Here is a 25670-nt window from a genome sequence, read left to right on the forward strand (position 1 = left end):
TCACGACGGTGACGGGCAATGGCAGCAACAGCAACACGCTGACGGGCAGTGGCCAGACCTACGCGCTGGACAACAGCGTGGCGGACAAGGGCAGCAGCGGTGGCGTGAGCTGGACATCGTTCGGGAATATCACGGATGCGACGGGCACGGTGGACTTCGGCACGGGCGGCAGCGTCACGGGCAGCGTGACGGCGGCGACGCTGAACTACGGCAGCTACGGCAGTGCGGTGACGTTCGCCCTGTCGGACGGCGTCGGGGCGACGACGGGCATCGGCGGCACGTGGAGTGGTGTCACCACGGTCACGGGCAGCAATAACAGCGACACGCTCACGGGCAGTGGCCAGACCTACACGCTTACCGGCGCCAATGCGGGCGGCAACGGCACGGTGAACTGGACGTCGTTCGAGAACATCACGGATGCGACGGGTGCGGTGAACTTCGGCACTGCGGGCAGCATCGCCGGGAACCTGACCGCGAAGACGCTGAACTACGGCAGCTACGGCAGTGCGGTGACGTTCGCCCTGTCGGACGGCGTCGGGGCGACGACGGGCATCGGCGGCACGTGGAGTGGCGTCACGACGGTGACGGGTAGCGGCCACAGCGACACGCTCACGGGCAGCGGCCAGACTTATGCACTCACCGGTGCGAATGCAGGCAACAACGGTACGGTGAACTGGACCTCGTTCGAGAACATCGCGGATGCGACGGGCACGGTGAACTTCGGCACCGCGGGCAGCATCGCCGGAAACCTGACGGCGGCAACGCTGAATTACGGTGGCTACGGCACGGCGGTGACATTCGACGTGTCGGACGGCAGCAACAGGTCGACGGGCATCGGCGGCACGTGGAGCGGTGTCACGACGGTCACGGGCAGCGGCCACAGCGACACGCTCACGGGCAGCGGCCAGACTTATGCACTCACCGGTGCGAACACAGGCAACAACGGCACGGTGAACTGGACGTCGTTCGAGAACATCGCGGATGCGACGGGTGCGGTGAACTTCGGTACCGCGGGCAGCGTCAGCGGGAACGTGACGGCGGCCTCGCTGAACTATGGCAGCTACGGCACGGCGGTGACGTTCGCCCTGGCGGATGGCGTCGGGGCGACGACAGGCATCGGTGGCACGTGGAGCGGCGTCACGTCGGTCACGGGCAGCGGCAGCAACAGCAACACGCTGACGGGCAATGGCCAGACCTATGCGCTCACGGGGGCGAACGCGGGCGGCAACGGCACGGTGAACTGGACCTCGTTCGAGAACATCACGGATGCGACGGGTGCGGTGAACTTCGGCACCGCGGGCAGCATCGCGGGGAACCTGACGGCGAAGACGCTGAGCTACGGCAGCTATGGCACGGCGGTGACGTTCGACCTGTCGGACGGCAGCAACAAGAGCACGGGCATCGGTGGCACGTGGAGCGGCGTCACCACGGTCGCGGGCAGCGGGAACAGCGACACGCTCACGGGCAGCAGCCAGACCTACACGCTCACCGGCGCGAACGCGGGCAACAACGGCGCGGTGAGCTGGACGTCGTTCGAGCAGATCGCCGACGCGGGCGTTGGCACGATCGAGGCGACGGGTGGTCAGGTCTACAACCTGACCGGCGGCAATGCCGGCACGGTGGCGACGCTGTTGCCGGGCGGCTTCACCGGTATCGGCAACCTGGGCGATGCGGCAGGCACGGTCAACTTCGGCACGACGGGTAGCGTCAGCGGGAACGTGACGGCGGCCTCGCTGAACTATGGCAGCTACGGCACGGCGGTGACGTTCGCCTTGGCGGACGGCGTCGGGGCGACGACAGGCATCGGCGGCACCTGGACGGGTGTCACGACAGTCGCGGGCAGCAGCCACAGCGACACGCTCACGGGCAGCGGCCAGACCTACGCGCTCACCGGTGCCAATGCGGGCGGCAACGGCACGGTGAACTGGACGTCGTTCGAGAACATCACGGATGCGACGGGTGCGGTGAACTTCGGCACCGTGGGCAGCATTGCCGGGAACCTGACCGCGAAGACGCTGAACTACGGCAGCTACGGCAGTGCGGTGACGTTCGCCCTGGCGGACGGCGTCGGGGCGACGACAGGCATCGGCGGCACCTGGACGGGTGTCACGACAGTCGCGGGCAGCAGCCACAGCGACACGCTCACGGGCAGTGGCCAGACTTATGCACTCACCGGTGCGAATGCAGGCAACAACGGGACGGTGAACTGGACCTCGTTCGAGAACATCGCGGATGCGACGGGCACGGTGAATTTCGGCACCGCGGGCAGTATCGCCGGGAACCTGCTGGCGAAGGTGCTGAACTACGGCAGTTACGCCACGGCGGTGACGTTCGCCCTGTCGGACGGCAGCGGGGCGACGACAGGCATCGGCGGCACCTGGACGGGTGTCACGACAGTCACGGGCAGCGGCCACAGCGACACGCTCACGGGCAGTGGCCAGGCCTACACGCTCACCGGCGCGAACATGGGCAGCAACGGCACGGTGGGCTGGACGTCGTTCGAGAACATCGCGGATGCGACGGGCGCGGTGAACTTCGGCACCGCGGGCAGCNCCTCGCGGGGAACCTGACGGCGAAGACGCTGAGCTACGGCAGCTATGGCACGGCAGTGACGTTCGACCTGTCGGACGGCAGCAACAAGAGCACGGGCATCGGTGGCACGTGGAGCGGCGTCACCACGGTCGCGGGCAGCGGGAACAGCGACACGCTCACGGGCAGCAGCCAGACCTACACGCTCACCGGCGCGAACGCGGGCAACAACGGCACGGTGGGCTGGACGTCGTTCGAGAACATTGCCGACCGCGGCATCGGCACCATCGTCGCAGCCAACCAGGACTGGGCGTTGAGCGGAGCCAACCGCGGCACGGCGACCGATCTCGCCGGGACCTTCGCGGGCATCGGCAACCTGGTCGATACCGGGAGCGGTTACGTCCTGATGCACTCGGGAGCCGACGGCAGCCTGTCCGGCAGCCTCGACGCCGGCAGCCAGGGGACGCTGGATTACACCGGCTACACCACGGCGGTGAACGTCAGCCTGACGGGCAGCGGCACCACGGGCATCGGCGGCACCATTTCGGGCATTTCGTCGATCAAGGCGAGCAGCGACCTGGGCGTGAGCGGCGTCGTCGCCGGCGCGCTGGCGATCAGTGAGGCGAATCCGGCGGCCACGACCACGCTTGGGCCGCTCAGCGTGGGCACGAACCTGTCGTTGAATGCCGGCGGGGCGGTGCAGCAGGGCAGCGGGCCGCTCACGGTCGGAGGGACGACCGCGATCCAGGCCGGCGGCGGCATTGCGCTGACCAACCAGGGCAACGATTTCGTCGGCGACGTGACCGTCGCCGGGGCTGGCGTTGCACTGGTGGACAAGAACGGCCTGACCATCGCTTCCCTGACCGACACCGGCAACAACAACGTGAGCCTGGTTGCCGGCGGGGCGCTGACCTTGCCGGCGAGCGCCATCAATGCCGGTACCGGGAACCTCTCGCTGGCCGCCAACGGCGGCGCGTTGACTGCCGCCGGCGCACTGTCGGGCAAGAACGTCACCCTCGGCGGCCAGTCGGGCGTGACCCTCGCCGGCAACGTCGTGGCCGGCAGTGCCCTGGTGTTGACCAGCAGCGGCGGTTCGATCGCGCAGACCGGCGGCATCATCACCGCCGGCACCCTGACGGGCAGCTCGACCGGCAGCACCACGCTGAACGGTGCGAACCAGATCGGCATGCTGGGCGGCTTCACCGCGAACGGCTTCAGCCTGACGAACGCGCAGGTGCTGACCGTGGCCGGTACGGTCAACGGCGGCAGCGGCGCCACCCGCATCGCGACGACCGCGGGGGCGCTCACGCTGTACGGCAGCGTTTCCGGTGGTTCGGTCGCGCTGAGCGGGCAGGGCAGCCTCGGCATCAACGGCAACGTGGACAGCGGCGCGGGCAGCACCACGCTGTCTTCCGGCGGCGCCATCGTCGAGGGCAGCAGCAGCGTGATCACGGCGGGCACGCTGACGGGCAGCGCCAGCGGCGCGACGGCGCTGGGCGGCGCCAACAGGGTTGCGGACCTGGGCAACTTCGGCGCGGACGGTTTCAGCCTGACGAACGCGCAGGCGCTGAGCGTGACCGGCGCGGTCAGCGGCGGCAGCGGCGCGACGAACCTCGCCACCACGGCAGGGGCGCTGACCGTGAACGGCAGCGTCGCCGGTGGCACCGTGGGCCTCGCCGGCAACGGCGGCATCACCATCAATGGCGGCGTGAACAGCGGCGGCGGCACCACCACGCTGGCCTCGGGCGGCGCGATCGGCGAAGGCAGCGGCGGCGTCATCACCGCGGGCACGCTGGTCGGCAACGCCGCGGGCGCGGCCGCGCTGGACGGTGCGAACCGGATCGGCAGCCTGGGCGGTTTCAGCGCGGACGGCATCAGCGTGACGAACGCGCAGGCCATGACGGTGGCCGGCGCGGTGGACAGCGGCAGCGGCGCGACCAGCCTTGCCACCACGGCAGGTGCGCTGACGATCAACGGCAACGTCGCAGGCAGCGCCGTGACCCTGGATGGCGGCAGCGGCCTTGCGATCAACGCGGGCGTCGACAGCGGCGGCGGCACGACCACGCTCGTTTCCGGCGGCTCGATCAGCGAAGGCAGCAATGGCCAGATCACGGCCGGCCTGCTGACCGGCCAGTCGACGGGCAGCACCACGCTGGACCCGCCGAACATGATCGCCGCGCTGGGCAACTTCACGGCAAACGGCTTCACCCTGCTGGACGGCGAGGCGCTGGACGTCACCGGCGCGGTCAACGGCGGCAGCAGCATCACGCTGCAGACGACCAGCGGCGGCCTGGCGATCGACGGCAGCTTGTCCGCCAACCTCGTGTCGCTGCAGTCCGCGGGCCGCATCGACGGCGGCGCGAGTGGCGCCATCACGGCCACCACGTTGACCGGCAGCGCGGTCGGCCCGACCACGCTGGGCTCGGCCGCGCAATTCATGGGCAACCATGTCTCCACGCTGGGCGGGTTCTCCTCGACGGCCGGCTTCAGCTTCACCGACGCGCAGACGCTGACGCTGGCCTCGGTGGGCGGCAGCGCGTACACGGTGAACGCGGGTACCGCTTCGCTGTACCTCGGCGTGCGGGGCGGCAACCTGCTGCAGCTGGGCACCACGTGGTTGTACGACGGCAGCGGCACCTGGTCGTCGACCGGGCACATGGGTACCGCCGGCGCGCCGATCTACGTCACCGGCGTGAGCACCCAGGTGGTGACCGACGTGGGCTCGCCGCCGGCGTATTTCTACGCCGTGGATGCGCAGGGCGGCCTGCTCGGCGTGGCCGGCGCGCCCACCGTCAACGTGCCGACTTCGGCGTTGACCAGCCGCGCGCAGAACGGCAACCACGGCGACACCTACATCGACTCCAGCGTGATCACCGCGAACTACCGCTCGTTCGGCATCGTGCCGTCCGGCATCCTGCTGCCGGCCGACCAGCAGGATTGCCAGCCCGGCCAGCCGGCGTCGGCGGATTGCCCGGACAATGAGTGAGCCACGGCGAATGCACGGGCCGCGACGCCTGCCGGCGGTGCTTGCCGGCCTGGGCCTGCTGCTGGCGGCGGCCGGATGGAACGGGCGGATCGCGGCGCAGGACGCGGCCCGCCCCACCGGCGACTACGTGCTCGCGCAACTCGACGCGGCGCGGCAGGCCCTTGCGCAGCGGACGCAGGCGCGCCCGGATCCGGCCTTGTCCACGGTCGGGCAGCAGTTGGCGCAGATCGGCGACGCGTTGCGCCAGCAACTGGGCAGTGCGACGGCCCAGCCCGTGGAGATCCTCGGCGGCAGGATCAAGGGTGCGGCATTGCGTGCGAACGCCGCCGCGCAGCGCACCCAAGCCTACCTGAAGGCTTCGGCCGCCTGTCGCGGCGGCGATGCGCAGGCGCTGGCGACATCGCTCGCGCTGGCGGTCGACCAGCTCGCCAGGGCTGCGCCCGCCGACAAGCCGTCGCCACCGGTGATCGATGCGGTGGAGACTCCGGACCAGCAACCCCTGTTCGTGATCCATCCCGCCGACCAGCCGCTGGCCTTCGTCGTGCTCGGCGCGAACCTGCTGGACGCGCAATGCGCCAATCCGCAGCTGAGCCTCACCGACGCGCAGGGCAGGCCCGTCGACGCGCAACCGGCCATCACCAGCATCACGCCGCAACGCATCGCGCTCACGCTGGCGAACACCGCAAGCCTGAAACCGGGCGGCTACGTGCTGCACGTGGTGCCCCAGCGCAAGGCGTTCCTGGTGGGCTGCACCAGGCAGCCCGAGGCGGTGGCGACACTGCAGGTGGCGCCGCCGCTGCAGGTGGGCATCGACTACACGCTCACGGCGAGCTGCCGCGGGCAGGGCACGCTCACGCTGGGGCACGGCAGCCTGCCGGCCATCACGCGGCGCAACGCCGCCGTGTCGCAGGCGATCGACGGGACGGCCTGCGCGAATCCGCAGAGCTACACAGTCAGCGCCACTGCGCATTTCGGCGATGGCGACCAGGCCACGGTGGGCCCGATCACGCAGTCGGCCGATGCCGGCATCACGGCGGGCCTGCCGGGGGGCATGACGCTCAGCTGGGACCCGACCGTCCACATGCTGTTCGTGCGCAGCGGCGCACCGGTCTGCCTCGGCGTCGATTGAGCGGCCGCGCCTTCCCGGCGCGGCCCCGTCATTCCTCGTTGGCGCCGGAGATGACCTGGAATTCCGACAGGCCGCCCGGCGCCAGGTCCTTCATCAGCCCGACGAAGTCCATGCCCACCAGCCGCTGCGCGCGGCGCAGGATGTGCGGGACCGGGCTGGAGGGTTCGCGGCGCGCGTAGTACTCGCAGATCTCGTCGAGTTTGCGGATGACATCCTGCGGCGTTTCGATGCGGCCACCGGCCGCGTTCGCGGCGGCAGGGGCGGCGGAGCCGTCGCCGGCATCGTCGCCGTCCGCTGCACCGGCTTCGCCGGCCGGCGCGCGCTTGGCCATCTCGCCATCGAGGAATTTCTTGAGCTCGTAGATCTCGCCGAGCAGCGGCTTGAGATCCGGGCCGGCAGTGCCGATGCGATCGTTGAACGCGGCGTCGATGGCGCGTGCGTGTTCCATGGCCGCCGCCGTCGCCTGGGCGGCGTCGGTCAGCTGCTCCTCGGCGCAGTCGAGGCAGCAGGCCTCGATGTCGGTCATGCTCGGCAGGGCGGATTCGTTCTCCGCCGAGACCTTCATGGTGCCGTTGGCGATGCGCAGGTCGCGCAGCGAGTAGCGGCCCAGTCGCGGGGATTGCACGAACGGCGTGCTGCGGAAGTAGCCGAGCACGCCCTGCATGTCGGTAAGCGGCACCACCGCGTTGACGCGTGCGGTGGGGTCGTTGTCGTCCTCGGCATCGAGTTGCGGATGCACGCTGTCCCACTGGTTTTCCAGCAGGCCGCGGATCAACGCCAGGCCATCGGTCCAGCCGGCGAGCCCGTGCATGCGCGTCCACGCGGCGGTCAGGTGCAGGGCGATGCGCAGGTCCTTGCTGCGGCCGAGCAGGGCTTCGCCCATGTCCGACACCTTGTCCCAGTCGGGTTCCTCGGCGGTCTTCACGCTGTCGCCGACGGCGCGTTCGGCCTTGGGCGTGGCGGTGCGCTCCAGGTTCTGGAACTCCGGGTCGTACTCCAGGTCGGGGCCGCTGGGGGTTTCATCGTCGAACGGTGCCAGCAACGATTCGAGATCGCGGTGTGCCATGGCTTTTTCCCCTGAGTACGAGCCCCGGATGGTACATCAGGCCCAGGCGCGCGGGCCGTGCGCAGGCCATCCGGGACGCGCAGGCGCACGCGCGATGGCGTGCGCCTGCGCGGGTCGTGCGGAGGCCGCGAACAAGGCGCTCAGAAGCGCCAGTCGAAGCTGCCGCGGAACCCGCTGTCCACCGCCTGGCGAGCGAGCTGGCCCTGCCAGGACAGGTCGAACGAGGCGTGCTCCGCCACCTGCACGGTGAGCCCGGCGTCGGCGGCCAGCGCGTTGCGGGCGATTGGCAGGCCAGCCACCACGAACGGCGCGCCGCCGGCGAACGCCATCGTCGTGGCGGTGTCGGTGCGGCCCCATGCGCGGCGCCAGCCCAGCATGCCGTGCACGCTCACGCGCTGGTCGCCGTGGAACGGGAAGCCGGTGGTCGCGCGCGCGCCCAGCGTGCTGTAGCCGATGGAGCGGCTTGCGCCGCGGCCGTCCAGATCCGCGGCGCCGCCGTATTCGCGGAAGCCGTCGGTGCTCAGGTGCACCCAGGCGGCCTGGGCAAAGGGCTCCAGCGTCGAGCGCTTGAACGTGAAGAGGTGGCCGGCCTCGCCGAACACCTGGCCGGTGCCGGCGTCGTAACGGCTTGCCTCGTGCCCGGCCAGACCGGGCACGCTGATGAATCGCGTGCCGTCGAGCGTGTGCCAGCTGTAGTCGGCACCTGCCCGCAGGCCCAGCCCGCCGAGCTGGGTGCCGGCATAGGCGCCGAGATCGAGGTCGTGGCTGGAGAGCGACGAGTCGCGCGCCGCCGTATCCAGCGAGGTCTGCGTGTAGCCGGCGACGATGCCCAGCCGCGTGTCGTCGCCCAGGGCATGATCCGCGCCGAGCAGCAATCCGCCGCTGGTGTGCTTCGTCGCTGCGGCATTGCCGTCGCCGTCCTGCTGGCCCCAGGCACCCACGAGCTGGCCCCACCAGGCGAGGCCGCCCTGGCCGTCCTGCACGGTTGCGCCACCGGCATCGCCCGATGCGCCTTCGCCGGCCTGGCGCAGGCGACCGGTGACCGCGTCGCGCACGTAGCGGCTGTCTTCCAGCAACACGCCCTGCGCGGTGGCGTGGATCTCGCCGGAGAGCTGGTCGGCGGCGGCGCGCAGCGCCGCATCGGTGGGCAGGTTGGCGAGCACGGTGAACAACGCCGCCGCCGGCGCGGAACCGGCGGCCGTGGCGCGGTAGGCCGCCGGATGCATGCCTGCAACTGCGGCCTGGCCCGTGCCGGATGCCTGCGGCGCCAGGCTCTGCGCGCCACCCAGGGTGGCGACTTCGTTGGGCGTGCCGCCGGCGGCGGTCAGCGGACGGGTCTGCGTCACGGTGAGGTAGACATGGTTGGCGTCGTAGCCGGGCGTGATGCCGAGCACGGCGCTGAGCGCGGTATCGCCGACGAGCTGGTAGTGGCCGCTGAGCCCCGTGCCCGCATCCAGCACGGTGTAGCGCGCGCCGGTCTGGTACAGGCCGGCGGACACCGACGACAGGCCGATGCCGGCGCCGCTGGCCAGGGTCGCGCTGCCGCCCACCGCGATCAGGCTGGACACGCCGGCCTGCGCCGGATCGAGCTGCACCAGGTAGGACGAACGGGCGGCCTGGGTGTAATTGCCGGCCACGGCGAGCGTCTGATACTGCCCCGGCCCGTTGCCCGGCGCCACGATGCCGGTCGCCGCCAGGCTGCCGCCGATGCTGCCGTGGCCGAGCAGCAGGCCGCCGTCGACCACGTTGCCGTGGATGCTGCCGTTGTCGACCAGCATGCCCAGGTTGACCACGCCGCTGGCCAGCGAACCTTCCACGTCCAGCGCCGCGGACGCGCCGACGCCGGTGGCGCCGGTATAGGTGTTGCTGCCCGTGAGCGTCTCGCGGCCACCGGACACGACCAGGCTGCCGCCGATGCCGCCGCCGATGCCGCCGTCCGTGATCTGGCCGCCGAAGCTGCTGCTGGCGTTGGTGAGGTCCAGCGTGGTGTCGCCCAGTTGCACCAGGCCGGTACCGGAGAGCGATTGCAGCGCGGTGGGCTGCCAGGTGCGCGAGACGTCGAGGATGCCGTCCACCTGCACGCTGGACGAAGCCGCGATGCTGCCCGGGCCGGCCAGCGCCAGCCAGCCGCCGTTGGCGACCTGGGTGGCGCCGGTGTAGGTGTTGCTGCCGCTGAGGTCGGCGATGCCGCCCGCGGCCACCTCGAACGGGCCGCTGCCGGAGATCGTGCCGGCCAGGCCCAGCGGGCCCATGTCCGGCGTCACCGTGAAGCCGGTGGTGATGTCGGCGGTGGAAATGTAGAACGGCGTGTACGCGGTGGCCTGGTTGGCGAGGTCGTACATCACCGCGTTGTGCATGAAGAACGACAGGCCGTAGATCGCCGCATCGGGGAAGCCGCCGTAGGGCCCCAGCGTGACCACGTTGCTGTAGTCGCCCTGGCTGTCGTTGCCGCTGGTCACCGAGGTCGGCAGGCCGGAGATGGCCAGTCCGTTCGCGGTGACGGCGAGGCCGGTGGCGGTGAGGGTGATGCCGGGGACCAGGTCGCCGTACTGGTTGATGTTGCCGGCGGCCTGCTCGCCGCTGGCCAGCCCGAGGTCGCCGTTGTCGATCAGCATGATGTTCGGCGTGCCGGTGTCGAACAGCGTCATCATCGGCGCGCTCACGCTCTGGCCGCCGCTGGTGAGCGTGTACAGGAACGCGGTGTCGAACTGGTAGGCGGAGGGCGCGCCCGACAGCGGGAACGGGCTGGTCTGGCCCTGGGTGGGAAGCCAGGGCACCACGCTGAGGAACTGCGCGCGCAGCGCGGGCGTCAGGCCGACGATCAGGCAGGCCTGGGCGCAGGCGCCGGGCGCCTTGCCGGTGCCGTTGGCTTCCACGATGTAGCCGCTGCCGGTGAGCATGCCGGGCACGCCGTTGCCGAAGTCGCCGGCGCCGAAGGTGCCGTAGAAGATGCCTTCCTCGGGCGGGTTGCCCTGGTTGAGGCTCTGCTGCCAGGTGAGGTCCTGGTACAGCGTGACGCCGCCCTGGGTGGTGATGGCCGGCCCGAGCGTGTCGCCGCCGGCGCTCTGCGGGGTGACCAGCCAGTCGGTTGCCGTGGCCACGGGCAGGCCCTGCGGCGTGGCGTAGCTGGCGGCCTGCGTGCCGGTGGACGAGTTGTAGAACTGCAGGCTGCCGACCGTGGTGGAGGTCTGCCAGTAGCCGTAGGTGCCGTTGCCGTACAGGTAGGCGTACGGCGCGCTTTGCGCCACGCCCGGCTGGTTCGGGAACCACGCGGGCGAGCCGTGGCCCACGTCGATGTTGAAGGAGTCCGAGCCGGTGTCGAACAGGTATTCCTCGGGCGTGGCGCCGTTGACGCCCACGTTGATGCCCAGCCGGTAGCCGTACTGGCCACCGCCGTAGTTCTCCTGGATCAGGTCCAGCGGAATGGTGGTGCTGGTATCGGCGGCGACCGCCGCGTGGAAGGGTGCCAGCAGGCAGGCCAGCGCCAAAGGCAGCGGCCGCAGATTGAACTTGCTCACGTAACTTCTCTCCCCGTCTGATGCGCCTGGTTTGCACCGTGTCGATTCGTGCCCGGCCACTCCCCGTGGCGGGACGCATCCATCGAGCTAGAGACGTTTGAGAGCGGAGAAATGGAAATGCCGGATGCCGCGCAGCGTGCGTCTTGCGTCGGAGGGGCAGAAAGACGAAGGGCCCGGCATGGCCGGGCCCTTCGTCTTCGATTCGGTGGTGGGCGGTACAAGGATCGAACTTGTGACACCTGCCGTGTGAAGGCGAATTTCTAACGCCCGCAAAGCAAGGTGCACCAACGGGTTCAGCGGTATTTGTCTGTCACGCGGTACGCGAAAAGTACACTTTGTTCTTGTATTTACAGGGAAAAAAGTTTTCCTACGATGGAGGCATGGCAACCATCACAAAAACACAAGCGGGCACCTACAGAGTGCTCATCCGCAAGTCTCGATTTGGCGTCCCACAACTAATCAAAACCTTCACACGCAAGGTGGACGCGGAGGCGTGGGCCAGGAAGATCGAGGGAGAAATCGAGCGCGGCGCGTGGCGCGACGTTGGCGGAGCCGACCGGATGACTCTGGCGGAAGCGCTGAAAAAGTACCAGACCACGGAGACCCCCAAGCACCGTGGTGCCAAGGTCGAGGGCTATCACATCAAGGCATTGAAAGAAGAAGCACTTGCAAAGACTGTGCTCGACCGCGTCACCCGCGGCAATGTGCGCTCACTCTGCGATCGTTGGATCGAGCAAGGCTACGCCGTGGCCACGATCAATCGTCGACTGACCATCCTGCATGCTGTTTTCGAGTGCGCGCGGGTAGATTGGCACATGACGGGGCTGAGCAACCCGGCTGAGGCGCTGAAGCTCAAGGGGGCGACCGAACGCGAACGTCGCGTCAGCTCCGCAGAAATAACCGCTCTCTGTGATTCGAGCGACTCCCCTTGGCTACCTGCTGCTGTTCGGATTGCCGTGGAAACTGCCATGCGCCGCGGTGAACTCAGCAAGCTGCGCTGGTCGATGGTGGATCTGGATGCCTGCGTGACCAAATTGCCCGGCCAGATCACAAAGGCGGGCAAAACGCGTGGTGTCCCGTTGTCGCCTGAATCGATCAAGGTGCTGCGGGAACTTTTGCCTGCGAAGAAGAGCAAGGACGAGGTGGCGGAGACTTCCTTGCTTGGCGGGATTCAGCCGCATTCGATAACGCAGGCGTTTGGTCGGGCCGTCAAGCGCAGTCGTGCCCAATACCTGGCTGACTGTGCGAAAAGCGGGGTCATCCCTGCGCCTGACTTCCTTGCTGATCTGACCTTCCATGATCTTCGTCACGAAGCCTGTAGCCGCCTTGCGAAGATTTTCAGCTTGCACGAGTTGATGAAGATCGTGGGGCATACGTCGCCCGCCATGCTTCTTCGTTACTACCACCCAGATCCAGAAGACTTTGCCATGCGTCTGCGCGATGTGGCCATGGTTGCCGCAAGTTCGATGACATCGGAGGTGATGCCATGAGCCGTACGACCCTTAGCAAGAGGCTGCGTCTGGCAGGCCTGTCGGCCATGATCATTTTTGGAATCATTACTCCGTCGATGCTTCTCATCTGGCAGGCATGCACACCATTGGTAGTTGTTCAGAAGCTTGATCTTGGCACCTTTGTTTCATCCGTGGATTCCAGCATCCAGACAACCCTTGGCACTGTGACCGTGAAGGGTGCCATCTCTGCGCTTCGTGGCCAGAAGATGAGCATTGAAGTGTTCAACAAAATTGATGGGCCGCAACTCTGTGTGGATGGTGATTTTCAGAGCTGCATGCCACTGGCCAGTCCGTGGCTAGGTTCGCTGGAACACACGCCGCAGGCGGTTACGGTCACCGACTTTCAGCGATATGGATTCTGTACTGGCAACGTAGAGGCGTGGTTTTGGACCGGTGTGTTGCTGACACTCCTCTATTCCGTACTGGCTTTCTTGAACGAGAGCTTTCCCTAGCTTCGTTGGCGAAGACGCTCGTAGTGCTGAAGGCGCGAGAGCGAGATCAACTGATGAGGCCCGCAAGGCTCGTGTGATGCGCAAGCATCAGGGCGAAGATTGAGGTGATGAACGGTTTCGACCTCTACATGATTGAGTTCTTGGGAACTCTCACCTTTTTGGCATTTGGCACGCTTCTCGGCAGCCACCTGCTGAATAGTCCGAGCAAGCCGAAAAAGAAGCACGTGAGTGGCTCCGAATCCGAGCGCGACCGCGAAAACTCCTAACATATAGGGGCACCAATTTCTGCTGCCCCCTTCAACAGGAGGACAGCATGGGAAACGAAACCATCGCTCAGCGCGTACAAGCCTGGGCACGTCGGCAACCGCGCGCAGTTCTGATCCCCGTCGCGTTCATCGCGATCGTCGTTTTGCTTTCACTTGCTTCGGTGGCTCGCCGGGGATTCTCTCGAACTGCACTCGTGCCTGAGCACGTGCCCGTGGCGGAAACGGTCCTTCGCAAGCCCTTGCCGCCTGCTCCGGTCATCAAGCCACCCCTGGCCCTTCCGGTGGCGGCCACACAGCCACCAGCGGTGGTAGGTGGCACTGCACCAGCGGTTGTGCCAGCAGAGGCAATGCGTGGCACACCGCCCCTGGTTCCACAGGCGATGGTCAAGCCAACTGCGCCACCCGCCGGGATCGCGTCAGGCTGGGTCGAATCTTCCACCTTCCAGCGAGACCAATTCGGCCAGCTCTCGCAGATTGAGGCTGCTGCGGAACCCGCTCAACTGACCGAATTTCAGTCTGAGAATCCGGCGCGAGGCGGCCCGGACTGGGCGCAAAAATTCCAAGGTTGGTTCAAGCTCGATGCGCCCGCATCGATCTCAATCCTGCGTGTCGCCGCAGGGGTGGGTACGGTGGAAGCCACCATTGATGGCCAGCCGTTGGGCCAGCCGCTCTCCCTTGCCAATGAACCCGCGTCGCAGACGGCCACGCTCAATCTCAGCAAGGGTTGGCACACGTTCCTTATCCAAGTGAGCCGTGGTGGTTTCCAAGGGGCCAGTACGGGCATTGCCGTGCAGATCGCAGTGGGTGATGGCACCACTTCGCCGATGTCGGTGGTGCCCTATGCCATGCCGCCTGTTGCGGTTGGTGATACCAACCATCCGACCGATGTGCCGACTTCAACGCCGGCGAAGCCTTCCACAGCCGTTGCAGAAACCGGAGAAGGTCATGAATAAGCTCATCGGAAGTCCAAATCTTCAATTGCGGCTTTTGCCGTGGAACGTCGCGGAAGATCTGACCTACACATGCGTTTGTGTGGGTGCCAGTGTTTATCTCGCGCACTTGGTTGCAATTGCTATTGGCATGGCGTGCATGGTTGCCGTACTCGCTCTCGCGCGACTGTCTCTTTGGCCAAGTGTCGGCTTGAGGTACTACTTCACGACTCGGAAGATGGCGCTTCCGCTACTTGCATTGATAACTGGGGCGCTTATCAGCGCGGTCTGCCCGGCCTATTCAATTTTGCAGCGATCCCCAGTGTCTCTTTTGGCAATACAACTATCGCTTGCTGTGGCGGTATGGAGCGGCGCGAGCTTTGTTCGTCTCGTCGGGATACTGGATGGATCAAGCATGGCCGAAATTTTCGAGCTTATGCCGGGTTCCGATGGCGACAAGCGCGAAGGAGCAAGCCATGAATAACCCGAACCTCGATCCGGCCATGCCGCAGGGTGTGTCACGCGTCCGTATTGCGATTGGCGTTGTGGTTGCGTTCCTTTTCCTTTCGCACCTGGAAGACCTTGCCGGCGGGTTGCTCACAGTGTCAGCAGCGCTGGCCTATGCCCGCTTGCGACGCTGGCCGGAGGTGAAGCTCCGGTACTACTTCGGGACGCTGAAGTTGGCGCTCCCTGCCTGCGCATTTGTCGTGGGAGCGGGTGCCCAGGTGGCACTCCTGTCACTCGATCAACCGGCCCTCGGAATCGGTGCCGCAGCGGTCGCTGCGGCGGCGAGCGCGGCGCTCATCCTCATCCTCGAAGGCAAAGTCATGAAGAACGTTTTCGACCTCATCCCCACCGACCAGCAAGCTCAGCTTGACGATTTTCTTGGTGCCAAGGCACCACAGGGGCAGCGTGCTGATTTTTCTCACCTCGATCCTGCCCGCATCGAAGAATTTCTGCGTGAGCGGGTGATTGGCCAAGACGTGGTCGTGCATGAGTGCGTGCAGACAGCGTTCCGCCGGGCACGACTGGCACGCCCCAACAAGCCGGTCATGACCGCGCTGTTTGTGGGCGCCACAGGCGCGGGGAAAACCGAACTGGCGAAGGCACTGGCAGGCGAGCTTTTCGCCGGGCGAATGATTCGCGTGGATTGCAACGAATTGAGCGCCGAGCACAGCGTGCAGCGCCTGATCGGTGCGCCCCCGGGATATACGGGGGCGGAAGAGGGCGGGCAGCTCTGCCGCGAAATTGGCCGGTTTGGTACGGGATTGATCTTGTTGGACGAGGTTGAAAAGGCACATCCCGTGGTGTTGCGGACGGTGATGGGTCTTCTGGACGAGGCCAGATTGACCGAGCAATCGACCGGGCAGGTCTATGACGCCTCGGGCTTCATGATTGTGCTGACCAGCAATGCGCAGCAGGCAGAAATCGGCAAGATCGCGGCGGCCACCACCGATCCTTCCGAGCGCACGCGCAAGGTCAAGGACGAACTGAAAAGCAGCGGATTCCTGCCCGAAGTGCTGGCACGTCTGGACGCCATTTTCCCGTTTGAACCTCTGAGCCGGCGGGCGCTTGCCGCCATCGTTGGCCGCTTCCTGATGGGCCTCGCGCGTGAGGCTGGCGTTGAGGTGGTGAGCGTGGACGCGGAACTGCTGATCGAACTCGTGACGAAAGCTGAAAAGCTCAAGGACTACGGCGTCCGTGAGGTAGTGCGCGCTGTCGAAAGCGCCGTGGTCGATCAACTGCTCGACCTCAAAGACCGCGGGGTCTCCCATGTCGCAATTAGGGTTGAAGACAACCGTGTCGTCGTCCACGCCGCGACGCGGGCAGTAGCGATCTGATCGCGAAAACTTCAACAGGTACAGCCAACAAAGGAGACCGTGAACATGAGCAAGAAGATCCAAACCCTTGAAGCCAAAATCGCCAAGCTCCGCGAGCAACTCAAAGCGGAGCAAGCCGCCGAGCGTGAGCGGGACGAGCGGGAGCTTTTGCGCCTCGCTCGAACCGCAGGTTGCACGCGTGACCTGATCCGTATCGCACAGCAAAAAGCAGGTGCTGCAGCAAAGGCGTCGGATGCGAATTCAGGCCCGGAGGCGAAACCGGCATGAGCATCGAATCTGTGAAATCGAACATTCATGCCCGCTGCGCGGGCCCCGGAAAGTCGCGGACAAGTCCGCTTGCTCGCGAGCTGCGCTCGTTCGCACACACCATGCACGCCTGCGGCAGCGCCTTCGGCGCTCAAAACCCCGGCAAACCCAACGGTAATGCGGTTTGCGGGTGATGGCATGGGGGCCGTCGCTTTCTGCCGTCATTGTGCCGTCACAACACCCTGAAACCACGTTGTTGCGCGGTTTCAGGTGCCGCCGCCATGCCGTCATGGCTTGCAGCTAAATCGTGGAGAAAAACAGCCATGCAGGACGAGAAGAAACTCACGTTACGCGTGTCGTCGGAGAACGCGGAGGCGATCGCAAGACATGCCGCGAGTCTTGGCATGTCGATCAACGCCTACCTCACAGCCGCCGCGCTAGAGCGTGGCGCTGCCGAAGATCGGGATGATCGGCTTTGGGAACAACTCAATGCCATGCGGGATGAGCAAAACACGCAGTTCGTCGAATTCCGGGCGGAGCTGACAGAGGCGATTTCTACGGCGCTGGCCGCCGAACTCAACGCAAGTGCAGAGCGCATCAATGGTGGGTTGCTGAAGTTCCGACAGTGGGCAGAAACACGTTGGCCTGTGGATCAGAAGTGAGGAGATTTCAAACATGCTTGGTTTGAAGAAAATCAAGAGCGCTGCGCTGGCGTTCAACTACTACAGCGAGCGTGACGACTACTATCTGTCCGACCAAAGCGCGGCAGCGTGGTATGGGCGTGGCGCGGCAGATTTGGGTCTACGTGGTGACATCGACCCAACCGAGTTCCGCGATGTGCTGGCGGGTTCGTTCGGAGCGACAGCCGTCAAGAATCCCCAGCGTCATACACCGGGATGGGATGTGACTTTCAGTGCGCCGAAAAGCGTGAGCATTGCGGCGCTTGTGAACAAGGATGAGCGGCTGACGGCTGCCCACGATATGGCTGTCAGGGCGGCACTCGACCACATCGAAGCGCACGTAATAATCACCCGCCAGCGGGATGCAACCAGTGGGTATGCGTACCGAAACACTGGAAACCTCGTCGCTGGTGTCGTTCGTCATTCGACGTCGCGCAATCTTGATCCACAGCTCCACAGTCACGCCGTAATTGCCAACGCGACACGCGATCCTGTTACTGGGCGTTGGGCGAGTATCGACAGCCGACAGGGACTTTATGCCTGTCAGATCGAAGCCGGCAACGTCTACATGAATACCCTCGCTGATGGTGCGCGGCGGGCTGGCTATGAGATCAATTGGAAAGTGAATGACAAAGGAGCAGTTTGCTTTGATCTATTAGGCATTCCAGACGATCTTCATTATGATCTTTCGAGTCGTCGGAATGAGGTAGACGATGGGCTAGCCAAGCGAAATTTGAGCCGCAAAACTGCAAGCGCGGCGGCGCGCGAGGCGGTCACACTCGACACCCGTAGCCCCAAGGAACATGTTCCGCCAGCGCTACTGCATCAACGCTGGGAAGCTCAGGCAGCGCAAGCTGGATATGTTCTTGGTCAGCGGCCTGCCGATCGCATTTTGGCTGGTGAATCCGAACTGGCCATAGCGGCGGAAGATGCCGCCGTTCGGGACGCGATTACCCACCTTTCTGAACGCGAGACACGGTTCACCGCGCGCCAGATCATGGCGGAAGCGCGCAAGTTTTCGCAGGGACGGGCCGATGAAGTGACGCTGGGCGAAGCGGTTCAGCGCGCCCATGAGCGCGGCGATCTGGTCACACGCGAAACGATGCAGGATGTGCCTGGTGGGCGCCGAGCGAACGTGGCCGGGTTCACCACACGGCAGGGGGAGGAAACCGAGCGGCAGATGCTGGCGGCGGCGCAGGCGATCGCCGCGTCCGGTAAAGGACAGGCACGGATCGGCGAGAACCAGTACGGCGACAATTCGGCGGCAATCATCGATGCCGCCATTGAGTGCCAGGAGGCTCTTACGGGCCATCGTTTTTCCGCAGAACAACGTGCGGCTGTGCGGGGCATCTTGTCCAGCGAAAGCGGCCTCCACGTGATCCAGGGGTTTGCCGGTACGGCCAAAACGACCACCGTGCTGGCGACCATTGCTGAGAAGGCGCGGGAGGCTGGCTGGCGGGTGCAGGCACTTGCGCCGACCAACAGTGCGGCCAAGACCTTGGGTGATGCCATTGGTGCGGAGGCGCAGACGGTCGCGGCAGCCAATCATTCCCGTGATCGGCCGGGTCAACGTAGGCAGCCGGAGGTATGGATCGTCGACGAGGCCGGCATGGTCAGTGCCGGCGACAAACGCGACCTGCTCCGTCGGGCTCAGGAAAGTGGTGCGCGTGTCATTCTCGTCGGCGACGATCATCAGATTGGTAGCGTGGGGGCCGGCGCCGCCTTCGAGCAGATCAAGGCCGCTCATGCGGATGCAACCCATGAACTGACCGACATCAAGCGGCAGCGCAACGAGCACTTGCGGGAAGCCGTCTATGACGCGCTGAGCGGGAAGGTTTCCGATGCGCTGGATAAGGTGGACGTGCGCGAACACGCCACTGCAGGCGCCGCTGCCGAGGCAGTCGCGGATGACTACATGCGGGAGACTGCCGCAGGGAGGGACACCCTTGTCGTGACGCTTTCCCGCGCCGACCGTGATGAGGTCAATAAGGCAATCCAGCAGCGTCGCGTGGATGTTGACCAGGTTCATGACGTGCAGTGGGTTTCGACGCTGCGGGATCGGCAGATGACTGAAACGGAGCGGGCTGATGCTGCGCACTATCGCGCCGGCGATGTCGTCGAGGCAGGGCGGGATTTTCGGGGTGGCCCGAAGCGTGGCGAGCTGGCTGAGGTCACCCGGATCGAGGATGGGAGAGTCACTGCACTGTGTGCTGACGGGCGCGAGTGGATATTTGATCCGGCCAAGTCAAACAAACTCCAGGTGAGCGAGCGAGTGCAAACTCGAATCGGTACCGGGGACCGGATCGTCGCCAAGGGGACGATCCGCACCGAGGACGGGGAGCGGATCAAGAATGGTTCGGATCTGATCGTTGATTGCGTGCGAGAGGATGGCCGTATCGAGGCCACGGACACCACAGGCCGCCGCCACGCCATCGATTCCCGACAAGGGGCGAAGATCGACTTGGCCTATGCGCAGACGGCCAACCAGGCGCAAGGCCGAACAGTGGATGTGGTGATTGCCAATATGCGTTCGGGACAACGCAAGCTGGCAGATCGGCAGCGCACTTACGTCGCGTTGTCTCGCGCGCGAGAACGGGCCATTGTCCACACGGATGACCGCAAGAAGCTTGCTGCCCAGATCGAAAGCCAGACAGGCAGAAAGGAAATGGCGTTGCCGGAGCATGGCAGGTCGGAGGAAGGCCATAATCTTGGCCGACGTTCGGCATCAGTGACGCCTGACGCTGAACGTCGGCCCGCGCGCGAAGCGCGCAGCCAGCCGGTGTCGCAAAAGGAGCGGGGAGAACAGGTACGAGGCGGTAACTGGAAGCGGATTGCCAGTACGGCGGGGCATGCCATCGGGCAGGGCGCGGAGCGGCTTGGGAATCAGATCCGGGACTACTCAGCCAAGGCGCCACGCCGGCGCTTTGATCGCAACACCAAGAAAATGCTTCGCAACATCGACATACAGGCGCAGGCGAGACTGAAGGCGGCGCGTCGAGGGCGGAGCATGGTAAACCCCATCCGCCATATGAAGGTGGCGGCAGCCAGTGCGGGCGCGGAGCGAAGCAAGGCCAAGGTCAGGGGTATGCAGGTAGTCGCGCATGCCAGGTGGGAGGCTGCGGACACCGGCCGGAAACTGAACTGGCAAGACCCCAAGGCGCAGAAGATCCTTGTGCGATCGGCCGACGGGCGCACGGCACGTAGTTCAGACGGTGGTCGTACTTTCACTGAGGAACGCGGTATCAAGGGCTTGATCGACCGGCACCAGGCTGCCGCAACCGCTCGTCGGGAGGCTGTTCTTGAACAAGGGCGTCGTGAACACCGCATGCGGGGTGGCGGCGAGACGGCCAACAGTCAGGATCTGGCGCGGCGCGCACTAGAGACCCACCAGGCCGACCAACAGAAGCTAATTCCGCCGCAGCGCGACTGGGATGCGATGGCAGCCAAACATGGAGTCGAGTACGACCGACATGGCCACCGGTATGCCCACGACGGTAAGGGTGGGCTGCACAGCGAGGCGCTGACAAAGCGCAGCCACGCGATGAGCGAAACACAGCGCGGCCGTGAGGTGCGCAGTCAAACCGACGGGCGCACGGCTGGCGCGGTGCGGGGGATGTTGGCAAGGCGTGCCGTGGAAAAGACCATCAAAGGCGAGCGAGAGGCGGAAATTCAACGCCTTGAAAGGCTCGCGGGCGATGGAGCGGAACCTAAGACGACGAAGGCTGGGTCTGGATCGAGGCTTGAAGAAAGCCCGCAAACGGCGCCGCGGCGCGGGGCGGAACCTAAGACGACGAAGGCTGGGTCTGGATCGAGGTTTGAAGTAAGCCCGCAAACGGCGCCACGGCGCGGGGCGGAACCTAAGACGACGAAAGCTGGGTCTGGATCGAGGTTTGAAGAAGGCCCTCAAGCGGCGCCACAGCGCGGGGCGGAACCTAAGACGACGAAAGTTGGGTCTGGATCGAGACTTGAAGAAGGCCCGCAAGCGGCGCCACAGCGCGGAGCGGAACCTAAGACGACGAAGGTCGATGCTGGCAAGAGTCAGACGCCAACGGACGACGGGCACCGATCCAGGCGAGACAAAGGGCTCAAGTGGTGAATTCCGAGCTTGGGTGGCTTCCATCCTCGCCGTCACAGGTGGCGGAAAAGCCGTGGGTTGTGGAGCGACGCACCTGCGGACACGCCTTTTGCCGTGAACACCGCAGACCATCAGACAGCCCGCTCCGCGGACTGCACTGCACCCAGAGCATCACCCTCACTCCTTTCCTGCCAAACTCGCTTTCTGCAGACCTCATAAAAGCGAAGAGCGCCCTTGGGGCGCTCTTCTTAGAGGGCACCCGGGGTGCGTCACGGCGAACCGCGCTGCCCACCTGATCCGGGTGTTGCACCAGCGATAATATAGCGTCTCGTGACCTCTTGCAAGGCAACGGAATGAATGACGGCTCCATTGTATGGCTCCTTTCGCCTGAGCGGCTAACGCCTTTCCTGACCATCACCGGAACGGAACAGGACGCGATTGAGCTGCATAACCAGTCGCTACGACTGAACGCTGCGATCATGCCGGTTATCGCTCTTATTGAAATCGGCCTCCGCAATGCCATCAGCGAGCAGCTCCGCGCGAAACTAGGGGTTCCAAACTGGCTCACCGCCCCGCCGCGCACGCACTTGGTCTGGCATGGCAAGGAGGTGGACAGCATCAAGAAGGCCATTGTCCATGCCCAGCGAGCTGCCTACGCCAAGCTCACGAACGCCGAGAAAAAGGCGCTCGACACCTTGGCCTACCCAAACGGTGTACCCGCCGGACTACCACGTGCTCGCCGAGTTCGTGCTCGTCAGGCGCAAATCCAAGTCAGCGTTGGCCAGACCATTGCGCAGTTGACGTTGTCCTTCTGGAAAGGCCTGTTCTCGGTCGACTACGAAGCTGCACTGTGGAAGCCAGTCCTGCGCCGACTGTTCCCGAACAAAGCCATTGAGCGCGTGGATGTCGCCAGACATCTGGAAGTGATCTATGAAGCACGCAATCGCATTGCTCACCACGAAGCCGTGATCGATGGCCGCCTCGATTCCTTGCTGGATTCTCTTGATTACATCACGCAAAACTTCGGCGCTAAGCAGCCCGGCACCGATGCCATCATGATTCGGATGACCGCGCCGTTCCGAGCTGTGCTTGATGCTGAAGCAAGAGCCACGAAAGAGTGGATTGGCCGCTATTCGCTCGCGCCGGCGGAACTACCACCGCAGAGCTAAAATTGAGGCCCGCGCTGATCTCTAGGCAAGCCACTTGGCCAGCTCGGCCGCATCGGGGTGGTAGTAGCGGAGCAGCATGCGCGTATCGCGATGGCCAGTGATCGGCGAGTGCGCTTACGCTGCGCACAAATTATGTGGAGGGTGGTCATTAGGCAGGCCTGATGCAAGGCCGTTAATTAAGGATTGCTGCAACAGGGGGGGAGTCATGATTCGGAAGGTTGTAGTACGGAATTATCGCAAGTTTCGGAATCTCACGGTCGATCTCACGCCAGGAACCAACATCCTCGTTGGTGGAAACGACAGCGGGAAGTCCACCCTAATCGAGGCGATCAATCTGGCGCTCACCGGGCGGGTCAATGGCCGGGCATTCGCTCAAGAGTTGTCGCCGTATTACGTCAATCAGGCGGCCACGACGGAATACATCGACGACCTCAAGGCCAGCCGCACGGCTGTGCCGCCGGAGATCCTGATCGAGGTGTACTTGGAGGATGGCGGTGACGCGAATCTTTTGCAGGGCACCAACAACACGCTGAACGAGGACACTTGCGGGGTCCGCATCTGGGCACGCTTCGATGTTGCCCGGTTTGACAAGGAATACAAGGCATTTGTCGCCCAGCCGAACGATGTCACGCTGGTTCCCACCGAGTATTACAAGGTGGAGTGGCTGGGCTTTTCTGGTAGTGGAGTGACCGCGCGGAGCATTCCGGCCACCGCATCGATGGTTGATCCCTCGGCTGTCCGCCTTCAGGCGGGTGTGGATTACCACCTGCAGCAGATCATTCAGACGCACTTGGCACCGAATGAGCGTGTCGAGTTGGCACGACAATATCGGAGCCTCCGGCAGGCGTTTGGAGAGCAGCCATCAGTCAAGGACATCAACGACAAACTGAAGACAAGTGGGCAATCGCTCACCACACGTGCCCTGAGCCTAGCCATCGATATTTCTCAGCGAACCACGTGGGAGAACACCGTGACGGCGCACCTCGACGATGTGCCGCTCATGTTTGCGAGCAAAGGTGAACAAAGTGCACTGAAGACAGTGCTGGCTGTGGGCCGCAAGGCCGACGGGGCGCACGTTGTGCTCATCGAGGAGCCGGAGGCGCACTTGTCGTTCGATCACCTGCACATGTTGCTGGAGCGCATCGAGCAGCAATGCGAAGGCAAACAAATTGTCGTTGCCACGCACAGCAATTTTGTCCTCAACAAACTGGGTCTGGAAAACCTGATCCTACTGGGTGAGAACGACTCCGCTGTTCGGCTCTCCCAGGTTCCAGATGAAACGGTGCGATTTTTCAAGAAATTGGCCGGATACGACACCTTGCGCTTGGTGCTCGCCAAGGCGGTCATTTTGGTGGAAGGGCCGTCGGATGAGTTGGTGGTGCAGCGTGGCTACATCGACTCCAAAGGGCATCTCCCTATACGTGACGGAATCGATGTGATCAGCGTGGGACTGTCCCATAAGCGCTTCCTCGACTTGGCCGTTCCGCTGAAACGGCGCGTGTGGGTTGTCACTGACAATGATGGGAAATCGAAGGGCGAGATCGAGGCTCGCTTTTCGGCCTATAGCGGCAATGCCTTTGTCTCTATCCACACGGGGAGTGATCCCAACCTGAAAACTTTGGAACCGTGCATCGTGGCGACCAACGATCTTGAGGTTCTCAACACAGTCCTGGGAGCCAAGCACGAGTCCAAGGACGCCGTTCGCGACTGGATGCTGGAGCACAAGACCGAGGCGGCTTTAGCGATCTTCGAGTCAGCAACGAAGATCACCATGCCGGAGTACATCGCCAATGTCTTCAAGCCCGCGTAACTGCGCCATCCTCGCGGCCGCAGGATCCCGCAAAACAGAGCACATCGTCGAGGCGGCGTTGGCTGTGACGAACGGCCGTGTCCTGATCACCACCTACACGAATGAAAACCAAAGCCAAATCGTCCGGCGCATCCAGCAGAAGGTTGGGACGATCCCCGCGCACATTATGGTCGTGGGGTGGTTCTCGTTCCTCATCGCTCATTGCATCAAACCGTATCAACGCGCGCGATTCGGGGACACGTTCCTAGTTCAGGGACTGAACTTCAAGGGGAAGCACCACAAATACGCCAGAAAATCGGATCGGCATTACTTCTTGGACAGTAACAGTGACCTGTTTAAGGACGGAGTCTCGGACCTTGCGGTGGTACTGAATGAAGCCACCGACGGAGCGGTGATTCGACGGCTCGAAAAGATCTACACCCATATCTTTGTCGACGAAGTCCAGGACATGGCGGGGTACGACCTCGATATGTTGGATCTGCTAATGAAGTCCCAGATCGCAGTAACGATGGTGGGCGACCCTCGTCAGCACACCTTTTCCACCAACGACTCCCAAAAGGGGAAAAAGCATCAGGGGACTGGGTTGCTGGGTTGGTTCAAGGCGCGTGCATCCGTGTGCGTGCTGCACGAGCGCACGGTCAGTTACCGCTGCAACCAGGTGATCTGCGACTTCGCAGATGCGCTCTATCCGGACATGCCAAAAACAAAGTCCTCTGACGTCGAAGTCACAGAGCATGATGGAATTTTCTATGTGCCCGAGAGCCGGGTGTCCGAATACCTGGGACGGTTCGAACGGGTGACACTCCTGCGCCACGACAAGCGCGCCAAGACTCTTGGGCTGGCTGCGATGAACTTTGGTGTCGCCAAAGGCAGCACTTTCGATCGGGTCCTTATTTTCCCAACCGAACCCATGCTCGCCTACCTCAAAGATCGGGATCCCACGAAACTGAAGGCCCCGGAAAAATTCTATGTGGCCGTGACCCGTGCCCGGTTCAGCGTGGCATTTGTCATCAAAAAGCCCTCGGTCCTGGGATTGCCTCAGGACGCCGATCTTGGATGGTGATAGGAAGATAAGAGCGAAAGGCTGAAGGGGTACTCGAGTTGGTGTGAGCGGGAGGTTGTACGCGAAAACTCCTAACTGGTAGGCGGGGCGTTTCGCTCTGCAGCCACAGGAGCAACGAGGGTGTCCGAAGAACCTCACCACTACGAATACACGGATCACGGCATCCCAACGTCGGCTGAAGAGCACGCGTGGTTGAGCCGTTTCGAGGTGCCGGGTGTATTCCCGGCGTCGATGGATGAAGACGCACGCGAAACTTTCGTGCTGTGGGCATTGATCCAGCACAAGCGCCGCCGATGGCGTAAATGCGCACGCTGGCTACGACCTTCACTGCTGCTGCGGATGCAGGTCGCGCTGCGGTTGATGCTGATTGCCCTTCGGCCGAAAGGCGAGGAGGTCTGAC

At 64.4% G+C, this 25670-nt stretch carries 18 protein-coding genes; 16 read left to right on the plus strand and 2 right to left on the minus strand.

Translation table 11 applies throughout. The features are described from left to right. The first annotated feature begins 2608 nt into the window (after window positions 1-2608). Both IHE47_RS06405 and IHE47_RS06410 read left to right on the plus strand, forming a co-directional pair. Window positions 2609-5515, plus strand: a complete 2907-nt coding sequence (locus tag IHE47_RS06405) for an S-layer family protein (protein ID WP_192105055.1) — start codon at window positions 2609-2611, stop codon at window positions 5513-5515. Between the two features lie 10 nt (window positions 5516-5525). Continuing rightward, window positions 5526-6644 carry a hypothetical protein gene (locus IHE47_RS06410; protein WP_192105056.1) on the plus strand — a complete coding sequence of 373 codons (1119 nt, stop codon included), beginning with the start codon at window positions 5526-5528 and terminating at the stop codon, window positions 6642-6644. Between the two features lie 28 nt (window positions 6645-6672). Here IHE47_RS06410 and tssA read toward each other — a convergent pair whose 3' ends face one another. Together tssA and IHE47_RS06420 are read right to left on the minus strand one after the other, a co-directional pair. Next, entirely contained in the window at window positions 6673-7710 is a 1038-nt protein-coding gene (gene tssA / locus IHE47_RS06415; protein WP_192105057.1) for a type VI secretion system protein TssA, read from the minus strand. 140 nt (window positions 7711-7850) lie between these two features. Next, on the minus strand, window positions 7851-11228 hold the full coding sequence (locus tag IHE47_RS06420; protein WP_192105058.1) for an autotransporter domain-containing protein: 3378 nt from the start codon (window positions 11226-11228) through the stop codon (window positions 7851-7853). A 380-nt stretch (window positions 11229-11608) separates the two neighbouring features. On the opposite strand from IHE47_RS06420, the gene IHE47_RS06425 reads away from it, so the two are divergent. From IHE47_RS06425 to IHE47_RS06490, 14 genes are all read left to right on the plus strand, one after another. Beyond that, window positions 11609-12718, plus strand: a complete 1110-nt coding sequence (locus tag IHE47_RS06425; RefSeq protein ID WP_192105059.1) for a site-specific integrase — start codon at window positions 11609-11611, stop codon at window positions 12716-12718. Further along, the gene (locus tag IHE47_RS06430; protein WP_192105060.1) at window positions 12715-13191 is read left to right on the plus strand and encodes a hypothetical protein; all 477 of its coding nucleotides are present in this window, start codon (window positions 12715-12717) and stop codon (window positions 13189-13191) included. The genes IHE47_RS06425 and IHE47_RS06430 overlap by 4 nt, the downstream gene beginning before the upstream one ends. 107 nt (window positions 13192-13298) lie before the next feature. After that, window positions 13299-13457: a hypothetical protein gene (locus tag IHE47_RS06435; RefSeq protein WP_192105061.1), complete on the plus strand. Its 159-nt coding sequence runs from the start codon at window positions 13299-13301 to the stop codon at window positions 13455-13457. Between the two features lie 47 nt (window positions 13458-13504). Then, window positions 13505-14410, plus strand: coding sequence for a hypothetical protein (locus tag IHE47_RS06440; protein WP_192105062.1), 906 nt, complete (start codon window positions 13505-13507; stop codon window positions 14408-14410). Then, complete coding sequence (locus IHE47_RS06445; RefSeq protein WP_192105063.1) at window positions 14403-14870, plus strand: hypothetical protein; 468 nt, start codon at window positions 14403-14405, stop codon at window positions 14868-14870. The genes IHE47_RS06440 and IHE47_RS06445 overlap by 8 nt, the downstream gene beginning before the upstream one ends. Further along, on the plus strand, window positions 14863-16227 hold the full coding sequence (locus IHE47_RS06450; RefSeq protein WP_192105064.1) for an AAA family ATPase: 1365 nt from the start codon (window positions 14863-14865) through the stop codon (window positions 16225-16227). The genes IHE47_RS06445 and IHE47_RS06450 overlap by 8 nt, the downstream gene beginning before the upstream one ends. A gap of 45 nt (window positions 16228-16272) precedes the next feature. Further along, window positions 16273-16494, plus strand: a complete 222-nt coding sequence (locus IHE47_RS06455; RefSeq protein WP_192105065.1) for a hypothetical protein — start codon at window positions 16273-16275, stop codon at window positions 16492-16494. Beyond that, entirely contained in the window at window positions 16491-16667 is a 177-nt protein-coding gene (locus IHE47_RS06460; protein WP_192105066.1) for a hypothetical protein, read from the plus strand. The genes IHE47_RS06455 and IHE47_RS06460 overlap by 4 nt, the downstream gene beginning before the upstream one ends. 129 nt (window positions 16668-16796) lie before the next feature. Continuing rightward, complete coding sequence (locus IHE47_RS06465) at window positions 16797-17135, plus strand: hypothetical protein (protein WP_192105067.1); 339 nt, start codon at window positions 16797-16799, stop codon at window positions 17133-17135. A gap of 13 nt (window positions 17136-17148) precedes the next feature. Continuing rightward, window positions 17149-21249 (plus strand): MobF family relaxase, encoded by a 4101-nt coding sequence (mobF, locus tag IHE47_RS06470; protein ID WP_192105068.1) that lies wholly within the window; start codon window positions 17149-17151, stop codon window positions 21247-21249. 332 nt (window positions 21250-21581) lie between these two features. Beyond that, window positions 21582-22397 carry a hypothetical protein gene (locus IHE47_RS06475; RefSeq protein WP_192105069.1) on the plus strand — a complete coding sequence of 272 codons (816 nt, stop codon included), beginning with the start codon at window positions 21582-21584 and terminating at the stop codon, window positions 22395-22397. Window positions 22398-22602: 205 nt separating this feature from the next. Then, a complete protein-coding gene (locus IHE47_RS06480) occupies window positions 22603-24207 on the plus strand; it encodes an AAA family ATPase (RefSeq protein WP_192105070.1) in 1605 nt (534 codons plus the stop codon). Further along, complete coding sequence (locus IHE47_RS06485; protein ID WP_192105071.1) at window positions 24188-25270, plus strand: UvrD-helicase domain-containing protein; 1083 nt, start codon at window positions 24188-24190, stop codon at window positions 25268-25270. Before IHE47_RS06480 ends, IHE47_RS06485 begins: the two co-directional genes overlap by 20 nt. A gap of 120 nt (window positions 25271-25390) precedes the next feature. Beyond that, window positions 25391-25669, plus strand: coding sequence for a hypothetical protein (locus tag IHE47_RS06490; RefSeq protein ID WP_192105072.1), 279 nt, complete (start codon window positions 25391-25393; stop codon window positions 25667-25669). The last annotated feature ends 1 nt before the right edge of the window (window position 25670 follow it).

The organism is Rhodanobacter sp. DHB23 (assembly GCF_014842975.1).
In the GTDB taxonomy this organism is placed as follows: domain Bacteria; phylum Pseudomonadota; class Gammaproteobacteria; order Xanthomonadales; family Rhodanobacteraceae; genus Rhodanobacter_A.